Below are 16,945 nucleotides of genomic sequence, written 5' to 3' on the forward strand. Positions count from 1 at the left end.
CATATCACTGATCGGACCCGGGGCGAGCTGTAAAAGATGAAAGGCATGGCGAAGGGCGCTCTCAAGTTCCATTCGATCGGACTCCACCTGCAATTGGAGCCAGCCAATACGATCGAACCATTCTCGCGGCGAAAGGGATAAAGCGATTGTGGCCTCGGAGCTTGCAAACTTCAGAAAAGTTTAAAATAATATATAACAATCGATGCGCAATTTACGTTAAAATAGCGCAACCGCCGTGATTTGTCATTAAGTTTTGTTGCGGAGTGTCGCCCGCTTGGGCTCTCGACGATTTCGCCCATGTCTTGCCGGCAGGTTCTAGCGTCGCGAGAAATGCCTCGGCGCTGTCGAGGTAATCCTGCCGCTTGTCCTCGTCCATCCGATCCCAGGTCGAAAAGATACGGCCAACGCGCGGATTGTTCTCCAGCCGCTCGCGGTGGCGGACCATGAAGTGCCAGTAGAGCGGGTTGAACGGGCAGGCGCCTTCGCCGGTCTTCTTACTCGGCGAATAGCGGCAGCCGGAGCAGTAGTTGCTCATCTTGTTGATGTAGTTGCCGCTCGCCGCATAGGGCTTCGACGCCAGCTTGCCGCCGTCGGCGTAGAGGATCATGGCGGCGACATTGGGCAGTTCCACCCACTCATAGGCATCGGCATAGACGACGAGATACCAGTCCTGCACCTCGGGCGGCGAGATGCCGGCCAGCAGGGCGAAGTTGCCGAGCACCATCAGTCGCTGAATGTGGTGCGCGTGGGCGTTGTCGCGGGTGGAGCGCACGCAATCGGCGAGGCAGGCCATGTCGGTTTCGCCGGTCCAGTAGAACTCGGGCAGGCCGCGCTGGGCATTGAGCGCATTGGCGCGCTGGAGATGCGGCATCTGGTGCCAGTAAAACCCGCGCACGTATTCGCGCCAGCCGATGATCTGGCGGATGAACCCCTCGACGCTGTTAAGCGGAGCCTTGCCGTCCTTGTGGCTCTGCTCGGCCCGGCGGCACAGTTCGAGCGGGTCAAGCAGGCCGAGATTGATGCTGGTCGAGAGCATGGAGTGGAACAGGTCATCCTCGCCGGCGACCATCGCGTCCTGGTAGGGGCCGAAGTTCTCGATCCGCTCGGCGAAGAAGGCGTCGGCGGCTTCCTCGGCCTCTTCGCGGGTGACGGGCCATTCGAACTTGTCGAGGCTGCCGAAGTGGTCGGCGAATTTCTCCCGCACAAGGTCGATGCACTGCTGCGTTATCTCGTCGGGTTCGAACTTCGGGCGCTCGGGCGCGCTCATGCCGTCCTTGGGCGGCTTGCGATTCTCGCTGTCGAGGTTCCACTCGCCGCCGACCGGCTTGCCGTCGTCCGTCATCAGCAGCCCGGTCTTGCGGCGCATCTCGCGGTAGAAATATTCCATGCGCAGCTGGTTGCGGTCCTCGGCCCAGTCGCGGAACTCGGCGAGGCTGGCGACGAAGCGGTCGTCGGGCAGGATTTTTACCTCGCAATCGAACTTGTCCGGCCATTCCTCGATGGCCTGTTGCACCCGCCACTCGCCCGCCTCGACGACGTGGATCGCGCGCGGATCGTGGCGCTCCACGGCGCGGGCGACCTCGCCGGTGAAGCTGCCGGCGTTGTCGGGGTCCGTCAGCTTCACGTAGTCGACCTGCCAGCCGGCATCCTCCAGCTCGGCGGCGAAATGACGCATGGCGGAGAAGATCAGCACGATCTTCTGCTTGTGGTGCTTGACGTAGGTCGCCTCGTCCCAGACCTCCATCATCAGGATGACGGTATCGTCCTTCGTCCGACCGCGCAGCGAGGCGAGGGTACGGGTCAGCTGATCGCCCAGCACGGGGACGAGGATCGGGCGGTTGTCGTCGGCAGCCATCGCAAGGCAAATGGGCAGGCCGCACGGAGAGTTCCGCCGCCTGCCCTAAAGCCCGTGGACGAAAGACGCGGTCAGGCGTCCTTGCAGCCCATAGCCTCGACCTCGGCCTCGAACTCGTCGCGGCGCGCCTCGCGTGCGGCCTCGTCGAGATACTCGCCGGGATGGTCGGGGCGGAATTCCTCGAGCAGCGGCTCGCGCTCGCCGGCCTCGAACATGTCGAACTTCTTGCGCACGACGCACTGGTACTCGCCGCGCCCGTCCCACCACTGTGCGCCCACCGCGCGGGCATCGGCCACGCGGTTCTCGTCGAGCAGCATGTAGACCAGCGCCCGGCGCACATTCTGGTCGTAGGCGGCGTAGCGGAACGAAGCCTCCAGCGCGACCTTGGCATCTTCCGGCTCGCCCGGCTGGTCGTCGAGCAGGTAGGTCAGGTAATAGCCGTAGAGCGGGTAGGCGTGATCGTTCTCCAGGTTGTTGGCGGCGGCGAACCGGCGGCGCGCCTCGGCGATTTGCGAGGGGGCGTCGAACGATCGGCGCAGGGCAATGTCGGCGTAATAGTTGGCGGCATCGCTGGACTGCGGATCGAGCGCCATCGCGCGGCGGGCGAGCGCCTCGGCCTCGTCGTAGTTGCGCGCGTCGAATTCGGCCTCGGTCGCGGCGAGCAGGACGGAGAAGTCGTCCGGATATTGCGCGACGAGGCTGCGCGCTTCGCCCACCAGCCGACGGGCCTGGTCCTCGTCCACCCCGCGCTTGGAGCGTATCATCATCATCATGCGCGCTTCCTCGGGCGCGGACAGGCGGTGCACCTCGACCGCGGGATCGGCGGCCACGGCATAGGGCACGCGCAGGGTGCGCGCGCGGCCCTGGCGGAATTCCTCCAGCTCCTGCCGCATCACCTCGAGATCGCCGAAGGCCTGCTCGGCCGCCTCCATGCGCGACGCACCATTGGCGATCGCCTGCATGTAGGCGCCCATCTGCCCGCGCCGGGCTGGATTGAGATTGAGGTGGCTGGCGATCAGCCAGCCGTGGCCATAGGTGCGCGCCACGTAGTCACGGTTGGGGCCGGGCTGCGGGTCGAAGGTGGCGGCAAGGTCGATCGGCACGGTGGCGAGCGCGCCGCTGCGGGTGCCGGGCACCTCGCCGATGACGAAATTGTCCTCGTTGAACTCGATGTTGTAGAACAGCTCGGCGAACCCTTCGGAGTACCACAGCGGGTAGGGCGCGTCGCGGTGCTGGTACATGAAGTAGTGCACGTATTCGTGGAACAGCACGCCGCGCGGATCGGCCTGCATGTCGCGCGACATATCCTGGCTGCGGCTTCGGGTGCGGCGGCGCTCCAGCTGGCGAGGTACGAAGGCAACCGAGCCGGTGGCGCGCGGGATGAAGAACCCGGCGACGCCAGAATTGCGGCTGCCCGCCGCCAGTGCCGACATGTCCGAAGGTTCGCCGTAGCGGAACACCGTCAGCTTGCTCGATTCTGGCAGGTCGGTATTGCCCGCGCCCGTCAGCAGCGAGATCGCCTCGTCCAGCCGTTCGAGATCCTGCACGAACTCGCGAGTGCCCTCTTCGCTGTCCTCGGAATAGACGATAAAGTGTTCGGATTCGGCGCGATACCAGTCCGCGGCCAGCGCAGGGCTGGTGGCAAGCGTGGCGGTGGCAAGTGCGGTGATGGCAGCGAAAAAGCGCATGAAAATCTCCCCAATCCGGGCAGAAGGTTATGCGATTCGTCGCTGGCAATCAACGCCTTGGCGCTGGGTATTTAGTCCAGATTGGGTCGCAGCCAGCGCTCGGTTTCCTCGAGCGAGAGGCCGCGGCGCGCGGCGTAGTCCTCCAGCTGGTCGCGCCCGATGCGCGCCACGCCAAAATAGCTTGATTCCGGGTGGCCGAAATAGAAGCCCGAGACGGCGCTGGTGGGCAGCATGGCGTTGCTCTCGGTCAGCACCAATCCCGCGTTGTCGCCCGCGTCGAGCAGATCGAACAGAATCGGCTTCAAGGAGTGGTCGGGGCAGGCGGGGTAGCCGGGCGCCGGTCGGATGCCGCGGTACTCTTCCTTGATCAGCGCCTCGTTTGTGAGGTTTTCCTCGCGGGCATAGCCCCACAGCTGGGTGCGCACGTGCTTGTGCAGCGCCTCGGCAAAGGCTTCCGCCAGACGGTCGGCGAGGGCCTTCAGGAGGATGTCCGAATAGTCGTCGCGGTCGGCGAGGAAGCGGGCCGAGTGTTTCTCGATCCCGTGGATGCCCACGCCGAAGCCGCCGATCCAGTCGCCGTCGGGGTCGATGAAGTCGGCGAGGCAGTAGTTCGCCCGCTCGCGCGATTTCTTCACCTGCTGGCGCAGGAAGGGAACGCGCACGTGGCGGTCGCCTTCGGCATCGTGGATGGTGACGTCGTCGCCGTCCCGCGCGCAGGGCCAGAGGCCGACCACGCCCCTGGCGGTGAGCCACTTCTCTTCGACGATCCGGTCGAGCATGGCATCGGCATCGCGCTTCAGGTCGCGCGCGGTCTCACCCACGATATCGTCGTCGAGGATGGCAGGATAGGTGCCGGCGAGTTCCCAGCTGCGGAAGAACGGCGTCCAGTCGATATACTGGCGCAGGTCCGCCAGGTCCCAGTCGGGGAAGACGTGAACGCCCGGCTGCTCGGGCGGGGCGGGCTTGTCGCTGTAGTAGCAGTCGTAGAAATTCGCCCGCGCTTCCTCCAGGGTAAGCAGCACGCTGCGCGCCTTGCCCTCGCGCGCGTCCCGGGCCTTTTGGTATTCGTCCGCTGTCGCCGCGACGAGCTCGTCCTTCTGCGTATCGGAGAGCAGCTTGCTGGCGACGCCCACGGCGCGGCTGGCGTCGAGAACGTGGAGCACCGGCCCCTCGTAAGCCGGATCGATCTTGAGCGCGGTGTGCAGCTTGCTGGTGGTCGCGCCGCCGATCAGCAGCGGCAGGTTCATGCCGGCGCGCTGCATTTCCTCGGCCACGGTCACCATCTCGTCGAGCGAGGGGGTGATGAGGCCCGAGAGGCCGATGATGTCGGCATCGTTCTCGCGCGCGGTCTCGAGGATTTTCGTCCACGGCACCATCACGCCGAGGTCGATCACCTCGTACCCATTGCACTGGAGCACGACGCCGACGATGTTCTTGCCGATGTCGTGAACGTCGCCCTTGACGGTCGCCATGACGATGCGGCCCTTGGGCTTGGCGCCTTCCTCCTTCTCGGCCTCGATGAAGGGAACGAGGTGGGCGACGGCCTTTTTCATGACGCGCGCGGACTTGACCACCTGCGGCAGGAACATCTTGCCGCTGCCGAACAGGTCGCCGACCACGTTCATGCCGTCCATCAGCGGGCCTTCGATCACCTCGATGGGGCGGGCGGCCTCCTGGCGGGCCTCCTCGGTATCGGCGACGATGTGCGCGTCGATACCCTTCACCAGCGCGTATTCCAGCCGCTTGGTGACCGGCAGGCCGCGCCATTCGGCCTCGGCCTTTTCGTCTTCCTTGCTCTTGCCCTTGTAGCTCTCGGCCAGCTCCACCAGCCGCTCGGCGGCGTCGGGACGGCGGGCGAGCACGACATCCTCGCAGGCCTCGCGCAGCACGGGATCGATGGTGTCGTAGACGTCGAGCTGGCCAGCGTTGACGATCGCCATGTCGAGCCCGGCGGGGATGGCGTGGTAGAGGAAGACCGAGTGCATGGCCCGGCGCACCGCCTCGTTGCCGCGGAACGAGAAGGAGAGGTTGGAGAGGCCACCGGAGGTCTTGGCCCGCGGGCAGCGCGCCTTGATCTCGGCCACCGCCTCGATGAAGTCGAGTCCGTAGCGGTCGTGCTCGGCGATGCCGGTAGCGACGGCGAATATGTTGGGATCGAAGATGATGTCCTCGCGCGCGAAGCCGTCGGCCACCAGCAGGTCGTAGGCGCGCCCGCAAATCTCCACCTTGCGCGCCTTGGTGTCGGCCTGCCCGGTCTCGTCGAAGGCCATGACGACAACGGCGGCGCCGAAGTCGCGGCAGATGCGCGCTTGTTCGAGGAACGGCGCCTCGCCTTCCTTCATGCTGATGGAATTGACGATGGGCTTGCCCGAGACGCACTTGAGCCCAGCCTCAATGACCGCGAACTTGGAGCTGTCGATCATCACGGGCACGCGGGCGATGTCGGGCTCGGCGGCGATGAGTTTGAGGAAGGTCGTCATGGCCTCGACCGCGTCGAGCAGGCCCTCGTCCATGTTTACGTCGATGATCTGCGCGCCGTTCTCGACCTGCTGGCGCGCGACCTCGACCGCGGCCGGGTAATCGCCCGCCATGACGAGCTTCTTGAACGCGGCCGATCCGGTCACGTTGGTGCGTTCGCCGATATTGACGAAGGTTGCGGTTGGCGTGGTCATTTTCAAATTTCCGTCATCCCAGCGGAAGCTGGGATCGATTTCGTAATCGTGGTGCAGGCGGATAGCGGTCCCAGCTTTCGCTGGGACGACTTTTAGGCGGCAATCGTAAACGGTTCCAGCCCGGCGAGGCGCATGGCCGGCGCGGGCGAGGGGACGGCGCGGGGGGCTACGCCATCAACGGCGCGGGCCATGGCGGCGATGTGCGCGGGCGTGGAGCCGCAGCAACCGCCCAGGATGTTGACGCGGCCCGCGTTGGCCCACTCGCCGACCAGGCCAGCGGTGGTGTGCGGTTCCTCGTCGTATTCGCCCAGTTCGTTGGGCAGGCCGGCGTTGGGATAGGCAAGCAGCAGGGTGTCGGCGATGCCGGAGAGCAGCTGCACGTGCGGGCGAAGCTGCTCCGCGCCGAAGCTGCAGTTGAGGCCGACCGCGACCGGGTTCGCATGGCGCACGGCGTACCAGAAGGCCTCGACCGTGTGGCCCGAGAGGTTGCGGCCCGAGAGATCCGTCAGCGTCATCGAGAGCATCAGCGGCACGTCGCGGCCCAGCGCCTTGGCGAGCTGGCGCACGGCCATGATCCCGGCCTTGGCGTTGAGGGTGTCGAAGATCGTCTCGATCAGAATGAAGTCCGCGCCGCCCTCGACCAGCGCTTCGGCCTGCTGGCGATAGACGTCGGTCAGGTAGTCGAAGTCGATCTCGCGGTAGCCGGGGTCTTCCACGTCGGGGCTGAGGGAGAGGGTCTTGTTGGTCGGGCCGATGGCCCCGGCCACGAAACGGGGCTTGCCGTCCTGCGCGGCGAAATCGTCGGCGGCCTTGCGGGCGATGCGCGCGGCGGCGAGGTTGATCTCGGCCACCAGGTTCTCCGCCGCGTAGTCCGCCTGACTGATGCGGTTGGCGGAAAAGGTGTTGGTGGAGACCACGTCCGACCCGGCGGCGAGATAGTCGCGCGTCACCGCGTCGATCACGTCGGGGCGGGAGAGGGCGAGAATGTCGTTGTTGCCCTTCTGGTCGGCGCCGAGGCCGAGCGTTCCGGCGAAGTCCTCTTCCGACAGCCGGCGGTTCTGGATCTCGGTCCCGAAGGCGCCGTCGAACAGCAGGATGCGCTCCGCGGCGGCGGCGAGCAGGGCTTCGCGCGCATTCATGCCGCCTGCTCCAGCAGGTTTTCGCGCACGGGGCGCAGGCCGAGCAGGTGACAGGTGGCGTAGGCCAGCTCGCTCTTGTTGAGGGTATAGAAGTGGAACTCGCGCACCCCCTCGGCATAGAGGCGGCGGCTGAACTCGGCATTGACCGTGGCGGAAACCAGCTCGCGCGCCTGCGGGTGGTCGTCCAGCCCGTCGAACAGCTCGACGATCCAGTCGGGGAGGGTCGCCCCGCACTGGTCGGCCATCTGCTTGGTGCGGGAAAGGTTGTGGACCGGCAGGATGCCCGGCACGATCGGCTTGTCAATACCGATGGCCACGGCGCGGTCGCGGAAGCGCAGGAAGGCGTCGGAGCTGAAGAAGAACTGCGTGATCGCCCGGTTCGCGCCCGCGTCCAGCTTGCGTTTGAGGTAGGCGAGTTCCTCGTCGGCACATTTGGCTTCCGGGTGCATCTCCGGATAGGCGGAAACCGAGACGTCGAACGGGTGCCGCTCCAGCAGCCCCTCGACCAGTTCGGCGGCGCAGGAATAGCCTTCCGGGTGCGCTTCGAACGGATGGTCGAGCTTGCCCGCCTCGTTGGGCATGTCGCCGCGCAGCGCGACCACGCGGGTGATGCCTTCGTCCCAGAACTTGTCTGCCATGGCCAGCGTCTGGTCGCGGCTGGCGCCGACGCAGGTGAGGTGCGCGGCGACAGGCACATGGACCTCGCGTGCGATACGGGTAGCGGTGGCGAGGCTGCGCTCACGCGTGGAGCCGCCCGCGCCGTAGGTGACCGAAACGAAGCTGGGCCCGAGCGTGGCGAGCGAATGGACCGCCCGCAGCATCGAATCCTCGGCTTTTTCGGTCTTCGAAGGAAATACCTCGAACGACACGGTGACGTCACCCGGCAGCCCGGCGAACAGTGGCTGGTTGGCGAAATGGGCGGCTTGCGCTGGATAGTCGGGGGGCGTCATGGATCGCGATACGGCTGTCAGAAGGTTGGGCGGCGCTTCATGCCCGTAAGCGGCGCGAAATCAAACCTATTTCGCATACGCGAACGCATAGCAGGCCTTGCCTCAGACGAAACTGTAGGGGTCGATGTCCACCCCCACGCGCACGCCAGGCGGAAGATCGACGCCGCCCAGCCACTGGCGGATGACCTTCTGCAGCTCCGCGCTGCGCCGGGCGTTGAGCAGCAGGCGATAGCGGTAGCGGCCGCGCAAGAGGGCAAGCGGGGCGGGCGCGGGGCCGAGCACATGGACGTCGTCGAGGAATGGGCGCGTCGCGCCAATGCGGTTCGCCGCCTCGCGCGCCTCGGCCTCGTCCTCGCTGGAGACGATGATGGCGGCCCAGCGCCCGAACGGCGGTGCACCCGCGTGGCGGCGGTTGTCGGTCTCCGCCTCGTAAAAGGCGTCGCGGTCGCCGCTCGCCAGCGCGGCGATGACGGGGGCGTCGGGATGGCGCGTCTGGATCAGCACCTCGCCCGGCTTCGCGCCGCGTCCTGCGCGCCCGGCAACCTGCGCCACCTGCTGGTACGTGCGCTCCGCCGCGCGCAGGTCGCCGCCTTCGAGGCCGAGGTCGGCGTCGATCACGCCCACCAGCGTCAGCTCGGGAAAGTGGAAGCCCTTGGTGACGAGCTGCGTGCCCACGATGACGTCGATGGCCCCAGCCTCGGTCATGGCGACGAACTCGGCGGCCTTGGCGGGCGAGTGGATGGTGTCGGAGGTAACGACCGCGACGCGGGCATCGGGAAGGATCTCGGCCACCTCGTCCGCGATGCGTTCCACGCCCGGGCCGCAGGCGACGAGGCAATCGGGCTCGCCGCATTCGGGGCAGGTCTCGGGGGGCTTGGTCTCATGCCCGCAGTGGTGGCAGGCGAGGCGGCGGCTGAGGCGATGCTCGACCAGCCAGGCGCTGCAATTGGGGCACTGGAAGCGGAAGCCGCAGTTGCGGCACAGCGTCAGCGGGGCATAGCCGCGGCGGTTGAGGAACAGGAGCGATTGCTCGCCCTTGGCCAGCCGGTCCTGCAAGGCGGCGCGCAGCGGAGCCGCGATCCACGCGCCGCGGCCCGGCTGCTCTTCGGTCAGGTCCACAAGATGCACTTCGGGCAGCTGCGCCCCGCCGAAACGGCTGGGCAGCACCAATTTCTTGTAGGTGCCGGTGTCGGCCATGTGCAGGCTCTCGAGCGCCGGGGTGGCGCTGGCGAGAATCACCGGAATGCCCTCGAAATAGCCGCGCATCACGGCGACGTCGCGCGCGTTGTAGCGCACGCCGTCCTCCTGCTTGAAGCTGATCTCGTGCGCCTCGTCGACCACGATCAGGCCGAGCGCGGCATAGGGCAGGAACAGCGCCGAGCGCGCGCCGACCACCACCTGCGCGCCGCCGTTCTCTGGCCGACTGGCGATGGCGCGCCAGGCGCGGCGGCGCTCGGTCGATTTCAGGCTGGAGTGCCAGGTGACGGGCGCGGCGCCAAACCGCGCCTCGAACCGCGACAGGAACGCTTGGGTCAGCGCGATTTCGGGCAGCAGGACGAGCACCTGGCGACCGGCGGCGATGGCTGCGGCGACGGCTTCGAAATAGGTCTCGGTCTTGCCCGATCCGGTCACCCCGTCGAGCAGGAAGGGCGCGAATGTCGCCTCGCCCACCGCCGCCACCAGCCGCTCCGCCACCTCGGCCTGCTCGGGGCTGAGATCGGGCGCGTCGAAATCGGCGCGCGCGGGCGGGTAGGGGCGGTCGACGTCGACCTCCACCGGCTCCAGCACGCCCTGGTTGACGAGGCCGCGCAGCACGCCCTCGGAAACGCCCGAGAGCCCCGCCAGCTCGCGGATCGTCGCCTGCTCGCCGTCCAGCGCCTCGATCGCCCGCTCGCGCTGCGCGGTCATGCGCTCCGGCATCCCGCCCGACAGCCGGTATTCAGTCATCGTCGCGGGACCGCGCAGCGCGCCGCCGCTGGCTATCACCATGCGCGCGACCGCCGACATTGGCGCGACGTAATAGTCCGCCGTCCACTCGATCAGGCGACGCAGCTCCGCGCGGATCGGCGGCACGTCGAGCACGCTGAACAGCGGGCGCAGTTTGGATTCAGGAACGGGTAAAGTGGGAAGGTGTTCTTCCTCCCAGACGATCCCTGTCACCTGCCGGGGCCCGAGCGGCGCGACCACCACGCTGCCGTACGGTGCTTCCACTCCCTCCGGCACGCGATAGTCGAGCGGCCCAAGTGCGGCGTTCATGACGAGTAGGCGTACGCGGGTGGCAGACATCGGGACCACATATGGGCGCCGCCCCCGTTGCGCGGCAAGGTTAGGAGTCGCGTTATGTCCGAATTGGCCAACACTTCCGTCATCCACAGCGTCGCCAGCCGTCGCAAGTTCATCGCCGGCGTCGGCCTGGGCGCGGGCGTGATCGCGCTTCCTGGCTGCGCCAGCTACGGCGGCTGGACGATGGAGGACGCGATCCGCCGCCTGCTCTATCTCTCCAGCGAGCGCGCCTTTGCCCGGATGCTTGCACCCGGCGGCTTCTGGGAAAACCAGGTCGGCGCGCTGGGACTGGAAAACCTGCTCGGCACGCGAGGCGGGGTGCTCGCCAATATCCTCACTTCCAGCCTCTTCCGCGACCGGCTGGCGGATGCCTTTGCCGACATCGCCATCGAGGGCGCCTACCGCGCCGCGCCGCTGGTGACAGACGCGGTACGCGTGATCGGCTTCCAGAACGCGCTGGCACTGGTGCAGGGCGGGCCGACCGCGGCGACCGGCTTCCTGCGCCAGAACCTGGGCATGACGCTGGTGGAGGCCATGGTCCCCGAACTCGGCCGCGCCATGCGCGTGGCGAACGAGCCGCTGGTCGGCCAGCTACTGGCGGCGGCCACCGGCGTCGACGTGGGCGGCATTGCCAACACCCTCTCGCGCAATATCGACAACGCCATCTGGAACGAGATGGGCTTCGAGGAAACCGCCATCCGCCGCGACCCGCGCGCCACCAACGATCCGGTGCTGATCGGCGTCTTCGGGACGGCGGGCGCGTTCTGACCGTGCGGCGGGCATGGACCCAGGCAGCGGCGGCCATCGCGCTGTCCGCCTGCCAGACCGTGCCCGCACAAATATCAGACCCCGTCGGTGTCCAGCTTTACACCGTTCGCGCGGACATGGACCGCGACCCCGTCGCCACTCTACGCCGCGTGGCCGCGCTCGGCTTCGACGAGGTCGAGTACTACCGCACCTACGGCGACCGGTCCGCCGCCCTGTGCCGGGAAACCCGCGCGTTGGGGCTGGAGGTCGCCGCGGTCCACGTTCCGTGGGAACTGCTGCGCGACGATCCGGAACGCGCCATCGCCGAGGCAAGGGCCATGTGCGCCGACACCATCATGCTCGCCTGGCTTCCGCCCGAAGAGCGCCGCACGCTGGCCCAGTGGCGCGGCTGGATCGCGCGGATGAACGCCGTCGCCGCCATCGCCCGCGCCGAGGGAATGGCCTTTGCCTACCACGCCCACGATTTCGAATTCGCTCCCGTCGAGGGCCAGCGCCCCATCGACCTGCTGATGGCCGACCTCGACCCCGCCATCGGCTTCGAACTCGACACCTATTGGGTCGCGCGCGGGGGCGAGGATCCGGTGGCCTTCTATCGCGCCCACGCCGGCCGGGTGACGCACTTCCACCTGAAGGACATGGCCGCCGACGGCGCCATGGCCGATGTCGGCGCGGGCACCTTGGATTTTGCCGCCCTGCGCCGGGCGGTGGGCGACCGCCCGGTCCACTGGCTTGTCGAACGCGACGACGCGCCCGACCCATGGGCCAGCCTCGCCTCGAGCCTGCCAGCCGCCGCACGGACCTTTGGCCGCTAGGCTTGGCGAGGGCTGCGTCCTGCTTCATAGCCGCCCCGCAATGTCAGACGAATCCCCCCTCGACCGTTTCCGCCTCGCGCTGACCGGCGCCACCCGCGCCATTGCCGGCGATGCCGAGGTGGACGTGGGCTTTACCGCCGATGCCGCCAGCGAAATGGGCAAGAGCGTGCGCGTGCCCATGCCCGCGCGGAGCGTTCCCGCCGCCGACGCGCAGGAAGCGCGCGGGTTCGCCGACAGTTTCGCCCTGCGCCTGCGCCATCACGACGCGCGCCTGCACGACCGCGGCCGCCCTGTAGATGCCGACGCGCGCGCCTGCTACGACGCCATCGAGCGCGTGCGCTACGAGGCCATCGGCGAAACCGGATACGCCGGGATGCGCGGCAACATGGCCGCCATGCAGGACCGCCGCGCCATGGGTAGCGCGCTTGCCCGCGCCACCACGGCGGACGAAGTGCCGCTCCACGCCGCGCTCGCGCTGATGCTGCGCGAACAGCTGACCGGGCAGGCCCCGCCCGCCGCCGCGCGCCAAGGCGTCGAACTGGTGCGCGAGCACATCGAGGCGCGCACCGGCGACGATTTCGAGCAGCTCGCCGAGGCGCTGCACGACCAGCGGGCCTTCCAGAAGCTGGGCCTCGACATGCTGCGCCATCTCGACATGGTTCCCGCCGAGCTCGACCCCGAGGACGGCGGCGAGGACGATGACGGCGACGAGGCCGACGGCGAGGAGGAAGCGCCCGAGAACAACGAGGACACCGACCAGCCGCGCGAGAGCCCCGACGCTCGCTCCGAAGCCGCCGAGGGCGAGGACGGCGAGGGCGAGAGCGAGGACCAGGCGCCCGGCGAGGACGAATTGGCCGAGGGCGACCCGGGCGACGACGGCGAGGAAATGATGCTCCCGCAGCGCCGCAACGCGCCGTGGCAGGACATTCCCGACAGCTTCGACTACCAGGCCTTCACCACGGAATACGACGAGGTCGTCGAGGCGACGGACCTGTGCGATTTCGAGGAACTCGATCGCCTGCGCGCCTATCTCGATAGCCAGCTGGCGGGCCTCGCGGGCGTCGTCACCCGGCTCGCCAACAGGCTCCAGCGCCGCCTGATGGCGCAGCAGAACCGCGCCTGGGATTTCGACCAGGAGGAGGGGATGCTCGACGCCGCCCGGCTGGCGCGCGTGATCATCAGCCCGGGCACCTCACTCAGCTACAAGGTCGAGCAGGAACAGGACTTCAAGGACACCGTCGTCACCCTGCTGATCGACAATTCGGGCTCCATGCGCGGACGCCCGATCTCCATTGCTGCCATCAGCGCCGACATCCTCGCGCGCACGCTGGAGCGTTGCGGGGTGAAGGTGGAGGTGCTGGGCTTCACCACCCGCGCCTGGAAGGGCGGGCAGAGCCGCGAGCGCTGGCTGGCCGACGGCCGCCCCGAACACCCCGGCCGCCTCAACGACTTGAGGCACATCATCTACAAGAAAGCCGACGAGCCCATGCGCCGCGCCCGCCGCAGCCTCGGCCTGATGATGCGCGAGGGGCTGCTGAAGGAGAACATCGATGGCGAAGCGCTGCTCTGGGCCCACGAGCGCTTGCTCGCGAGACCAGAGGACCGCCGCATCCTGATGGTCATATCCGACGGTGCGCCGGTCGACGATTCGACGCTGTCGGTGAACTCGGCCGGTTACCTCGAGGCGCACCTGCGCAAGGTGATCGAGTGGATCGAAAAGGTCAGCCCCGTGCAGCTAGTAGCCATCGGCATCGGCCACGACGTGACGCGATACTACAAGAAGGCGGTGACGATCATGGACGTCGAACAGCTCGGCGGCACGATCATCGAGCAGCTGGCGGACCTGTTCGAGGTGGAGTGATGCGTAAGCTCCTTGTCCTCGCCGTTATCCTGCTGGCCCTGTTCGCCGGATGGTATTTCGCCTCGCCGTGGTGGGCCATGCGCTCGCTTGCCGATGCGGCGCGGAGCGGGGACGTGGCGGCGCTGGAGGGGAAGGTGGACTTTCCAGCCGTGCGCCGGTCCGCGCGCGAGCAATTGGGCGAACTCGTAGGCCAGCAGCGTGAGCGGGGCGGATTGTTCGGCATGGTACCGGACGCAATCGTCGACCGGGCCGGGCGCGAGGTGATCGACCGGGCGGTGAATGCCGATTCGCTCGGCACGCTGGTCGCCACAGGCGCCATGGCCGCACCGTTCCTGCCCGAGCGGCTTCGCACGCAGGCCATCACCTGGGACGTCGAGCGCGACGACTTCGACCACTTCCGCGGCGTCGGCACTTTCGCGGACGGCACGCCCGGCCCGCAACTGCTGTTCCGGCGCGAGGGGGCTGGGTGGCTGGTGACGGGTTTCAAACTGCCGCCGCTCTGACTTGCCGCAAGACCGTGCGCCCCCTAATCGCAGTGGCGCCATGACCGACCTTCAGCTCTTCAACTCGCTCACCCGCCAGCTCGAAACCTTCGAGCCCGTCCACCCGGGCGAGGCGCGGGTCTATTCGTGCGGGCCGACGGTCTACAACTACCCGCACATCGGCAACATGCGCGCCTACGTCTTCGCCGACACGCTGGGGCGCACGCTGAGCTGGAAGGGCTACAAGCTCACCCACGTCATCAACATCACCGATGTCGGCCACCTGACGGACGATGCCGACGCGGGCGAGGACAAGCTGGAAAAGGCGGCGGCGGCGAAAGCCCAATCGATCTGGGACATCGCGCGGCATTATACCGAGGCCTACTGGGCGGACGTGAAGGCGCTGAACATCCGCCAGCCGGCGCACTGGTCGATTGCCACCGACTACGTCGAACAGATGATCGATTTCGCGAAAGGCATCGCGGACCGGCATTGCTACGAACTCGACAGCGGGCTCTATTTCGACGTCACGACTGTCAACGATTACGGGCGTTTGGCGCGCGCAGTTACCGAAGAGGGAGAAGGCCGGATCGAGAGCGTCGAGGGCAAGCGCAATGCCGCCGACTTCGCCATCTGGCGCAAGACCCCGCCGGGCGAGACGCGGCAGATGGAGTGGAATTCGCCCTGGGGCCGCGGCGCGCCGGGCTGGCACCTCGAATGCTCGGTCATGGGCGAGGCGCTGCTCGGCTTCCCCTTCGACATCCACACCGGCGGCATCGACCACCGCGAAATTCACCATCCCAACGAGATCGCCCAGAACCAGGCTTTCTGCGGCAGCGACCACTCCGGCGCGCGGCTGTGGATGCACAACAACTTCCTGGTGGAACGCTCTGGAAAGATGAGCAAATCGGCGGGCGAGTTCCTGCGCCTGCAACTGCTGATCGACAGGGGCTACCACCCACACGCCTACCGCATGATGTGTTTGCAGGCGCACTATCGCAGCGAACTGGAGTTCAGCTGGGAAGGCCTCGGTGCTGCACTGACGCGATTGAAGCGCATGGTCATGGCCGTCCAGCCGTTCCGCGATGCCGAGCTGTGTGAGACCGATCATCCCAAGTTCGCCGATGCCTTAGCGCGGTTCGACACGGCAATGAGCGACGATCTAAACACCGCCGTCGCGCTCACCGCGCTCGAGGATGCACTGGCGACCAAGAAAGTCGATGCCGGCGTGAAGCGCGCCGTCATCGAGCGAATGGACGCCGTCCTCGGCCTCGGCCTTCTCGACATCGACCGCGCCGATCTGCGCCTCCGCCCCAAGTGGGCCATCATAACCGAGACCGAAATCGAAGCCGCGCTCGCCGCCCGCAAGGAAGCGCGCGCGGCCAAGGACTTCGCTCGCTCCGATGCCCTGCGCGACGAGCTGGCGGCGCAGGGCGTCGAGGTCATGGACGGCGACCCGCTCGGCTGGGAATGGAAGCTCTGATCCGCGCCGTCCTGCCGGAGTGGGCGCGGCCCGGGCTCGAGGGCCGCCTGCCTGACTGGATTGACGTGGCCTGGTGGCGGGACGAGGCGCATCTGCTTTCGCTCGCCCCCTCGGCCGAGATCGGCTGGTTCGACATGCACGACAAGGCCCCCGCGCTTGCCGCCATCGCCGCCGCACCGCGGCTGCGGTGGCTCAGCAGCGCCTATGCCGGGGTCGACTGGATGCCGCTCGGCGAACTGGCGGAGCGCGGCGTGGTGCTGACCTGCGGGGCGGGGCTGGCGGCGAACCAGGTCGCGGAATTCGCCGTCATGACCATGCTCGGCCACGCGCGCGGCTATCGCGAGATCGTGCGCCTGCAGGAGCGGCACGGCTGGACCCGCCAGCCCCCGGGAGGGCGCGAGCTCATGGGCAGCCGCGCGTTGATTCTCGGTTACGGCGCGATCGGACAGGCGATCGCGCGCATCCTCGCAGGGTTCGGGGTCGACTGCGTGCCCGTCCGTTCGCACGCAGGTAAAGGGGTTCTCGGCCCCGACGACTGGCGCGGCCAGCTCGCCAGCTTCGACTGGATCGTGATGACGCTGCCCAGCACTTGCGAGACCCGGGCCATGCTCGGTGCCGCCGAGTTCGCGGAGATGAAGCCGGACGCCGTGGTGGTGAACTTCGGCCGCGCCGAGACGATCGACCAGCCTGCCCTCGTCGCCGCACTGGAAGCGGGCCAGGTTGGCGGCGCGATCCTCGACCTGACCGACCCGGAGCCGCTGCCGCCCGGCCACCCGCTATGGGCCCTGCCGAACGTGCAGATCACCATGCACCTCGCCGGCATTCCCAACGCCGCCAGCCGCCGGCGCGCCGCCGACCGCTTCCTGACGAACTGCGAACGTTTCCGCCGCGGCGAGCCGCTGGAGGCCGAGGTCGATCTCGCGCGCGGTTACTAGGTCCGGACCCTTTGCGC

12 protein-coding genes are annotated in these 16,945 nt (G+C 67.7%); 6 read left to right on the forward strand and 6 right to left on the reverse strand.

Annotated features, from left to right (window positions below; all coding sequences use genetic code 11):
- Positions 1–211: 211 nt before the first annotated feature.
- The 6 genes from AAW00_RS01775 to AAW00_RS01800 form a co-directional block, all read right to left on the reverse strand.
- Entirely contained in the window at positions 212–1,855 is a 1,644-nt protein-coding gene (locus tag AAW00_RS01775; protein WP_082124879.1) for a cryptochrome/photolyase family protein, read from the reverse strand.
- 71 nt (positions 1,856–1,926) lie between these two features.
- Positions 1,927–3,543 (reverse strand): hypothetical protein, encoded by a 1,617-nt coding sequence (locus AAW00_RS01780; RefSeq protein ID WP_047002634.1) that lies wholly within the window; start codon positions 3,541–3,543, stop codon positions 1,927–1,929.
- A 71-nt stretch (positions 3,544–3,614) separates the two neighbouring features.
- Entirely contained in the window at positions 3,615–6,215 is a 2,601-nt protein-coding gene (metH, locus tag AAW00_RS01785) for a methionine synthase (RefSeq protein WP_047002635.1), read from the reverse strand.
- Positions 6,216–6,307: 92 nt separating this feature from the next.
- On the reverse strand, positions 6,308–7,354 hold the full coding sequence (locus AAW00_RS01790; RefSeq protein ID WP_047002636.1) for a homocysteine S-methyltransferase family protein: 1,047 nt from the start codon (positions 7,352–7,354) through the stop codon (positions 6,308–6,310).
- A complete protein-coding gene (locus AAW00_RS01795) occupies positions 7,351–8,304 on the reverse strand; it encodes a methylenetetrahydrofolate reductase (protein ID WP_047002637.1) in 954 nt (317 codons plus the stop codon). The genes AAW00_RS01790 and AAW00_RS01795 overlap by 4 nt, the downstream gene beginning before the upstream one ends.
- 102 nt (positions 8,305–8,406) lie before the next feature.
- Positions 8,407–10,590, reverse strand: coding sequence for a primosomal protein N' (locus AAW00_RS01800; RefSeq protein WP_047002638.1), 2,184 nt, complete (start codon positions 10,588–10,590; stop codon positions 8,407–8,409).
- Positions 10,591–10,644: 54 nt separating this feature from the next.
- Here AAW00_RS01800 and AAW00_RS01805 point away from each other — a divergent pair, with 54 nt between their 5' ends.
- From AAW00_RS01805 to AAW00_RS01830, 6 genes are all read left to right on the forward strand, one after another.
- A complete protein-coding gene (locus tag AAW00_RS01805; RefSeq protein ID WP_047002639.1) occupies positions 10,645–11,355 on the forward strand; it encodes a DUF4197 domain-containing protein in 711 nt (236 codons plus the stop codon).
- Between the two features lie 116 nt (positions 11,356–11,471).
- Positions 11,472–12,167, forward strand: coding sequence for a sugar phosphate isomerase/epimerase family protein (locus AAW00_RS01810; RefSeq protein WP_052761718.1), 696 nt, complete (start codon positions 11,472–11,474; stop codon positions 12,165–12,167).
- Positions 12,168–12,207: 40 nt separating this feature from the next.
- Positions 12,208–14,028, forward strand: coding sequence for a cobaltochelatase subunit CobT (gene cobT / locus AAW00_RS01815; protein ID WP_047002640.1), 1,821 nt, complete (start codon positions 12,208–12,210; stop codon positions 14,026–14,028).
- Positions 14,028–14,531: a DUF2939 domain-containing protein gene (locus AAW00_RS01820; RefSeq protein ID WP_047002641.1), complete on the forward strand. Its 504-nt coding sequence runs from the start codon at positions 14,028–14,030 to the stop codon at positions 14,529–14,531. Before cobT ends, AAW00_RS01820 begins: the two co-directional genes overlap by 1 nt.
- 40 nt (positions 14,532–14,571) lie before the next feature.
- Positions 14,572–15,993 (forward strand): cysteine--tRNA ligase, encoded by a 1,422-nt coding sequence (cysS, locus tag AAW00_RS01825; RefSeq protein WP_047002642.1) that lies wholly within the window; start codon positions 14,572–14,574, stop codon positions 15,991–15,993.
- The gene (locus tag AAW00_RS01830) at positions 15,981–16,928 is read left to right on the forward strand and encodes a D-2-hydroxyacid dehydrogenase (protein WP_047002643.1); all 948 of its coding nucleotides are present in this window, start codon (positions 15,981–15,983) and stop codon (positions 16,926–16,928) included. Before cysS ends, AAW00_RS01830 begins: the two co-directional genes overlap by 13 nt.
- Positions 16,929–16,945: the final 17 nt, after the last annotated feature.

It is taken from the genome of Aurantiacibacter luteus, from assembly GCF_001010945.1.
In the GTDB taxonomy this organism is placed as follows: domain Bacteria; phylum Pseudomonadota; class Alphaproteobacteria; order Sphingomonadales; family Sphingomonadaceae; genus Alteraurantiacibacter; species Alteraurantiacibacter luteus.

Bases quoted from the DNA above. Each gene is read 5' to 3' on its own strand.
- AAW00_RS01795 (WP_047002637.1), bottom strand. From the start codon at position 8,304: ATGACGCCCCCCGACTATCCAGCGCAAGCCGCCCATTTCGCCAACCAG.
- AAW00_RS01805 (WP_047002639.1), top strand. From the start codon at position 10,645: ATGTCCGAATTGGCCAACACTTCCGTCATCCACAGCGTCGCCAGCCGT.
- cobT (WP_047002640.1), top strand. From the start codon at position 12,208: ATGTCAGACGAATCCCCCCTCGACCGTTTCCGCCTCGCGCTGACCGGC.
- AAW00_RS01775 (WP_082124879.1), bottom strand. From the start codon at position 1,855: ATGGCTGCCGACGACAACCGCCCGATCCTCGTCCCCGTGCTGGGCGAT.
- cysS (WP_047002642.1), top strand. From the start codon at position 14,572: ATGACCGACCTTCAGCTCTTCAACTCGCTCACCCGCCAGCTCGAAACC.
- metH (WP_047002635.1), bottom strand. From the start codon at position 6,215: ATGACCACGCCAACCGCAACCTTCGTCAATATCGGCGAACGCACCAAC.
- AAW00_RS01810 (WP_052761718.1), top strand. From the start codon at position 11,472: ATGGACCGCGACCCCGTCGCCACTCTACGCCGCGTGGCCGCGCTCGGC.
- AAW00_RS01820 (WP_047002641.1), top strand. From the start codon at position 14,028: ATGCGTAAGCTCCTTGTCCTCGCCGTTATCCTGCTGGCCCTGTTCGCC.
- AAW00_RS01830 (WP_047002643.1), top strand. From the start codon at position 15,981: ATGGAAGCTCTGATCCGCGCCGTCCTGCCGGAGTGGGCGCGGCCCGGG.
- AAW00_RS01800 (WP_047002638.1), bottom strand. From the start codon at position 10,590: ATGTCTGCCACCCGCGTACGCCTACTCGTCATGAACGCCGCACTTGGG.
- AAW00_RS01790 (WP_047002636.1), bottom strand. From the start codon at position 7,354: ATGAATGCGCGCGAAGCCCTGCTCGCCGCCGCCGCGGAGCGCATCCTG.
- AAW00_RS01780 (WP_047002634.1), bottom strand. From the start codon at position 3,543: ATGCGCTTTTTCGCTGCCATCACCGCACTTGCCACCGCCACGCTTGCC.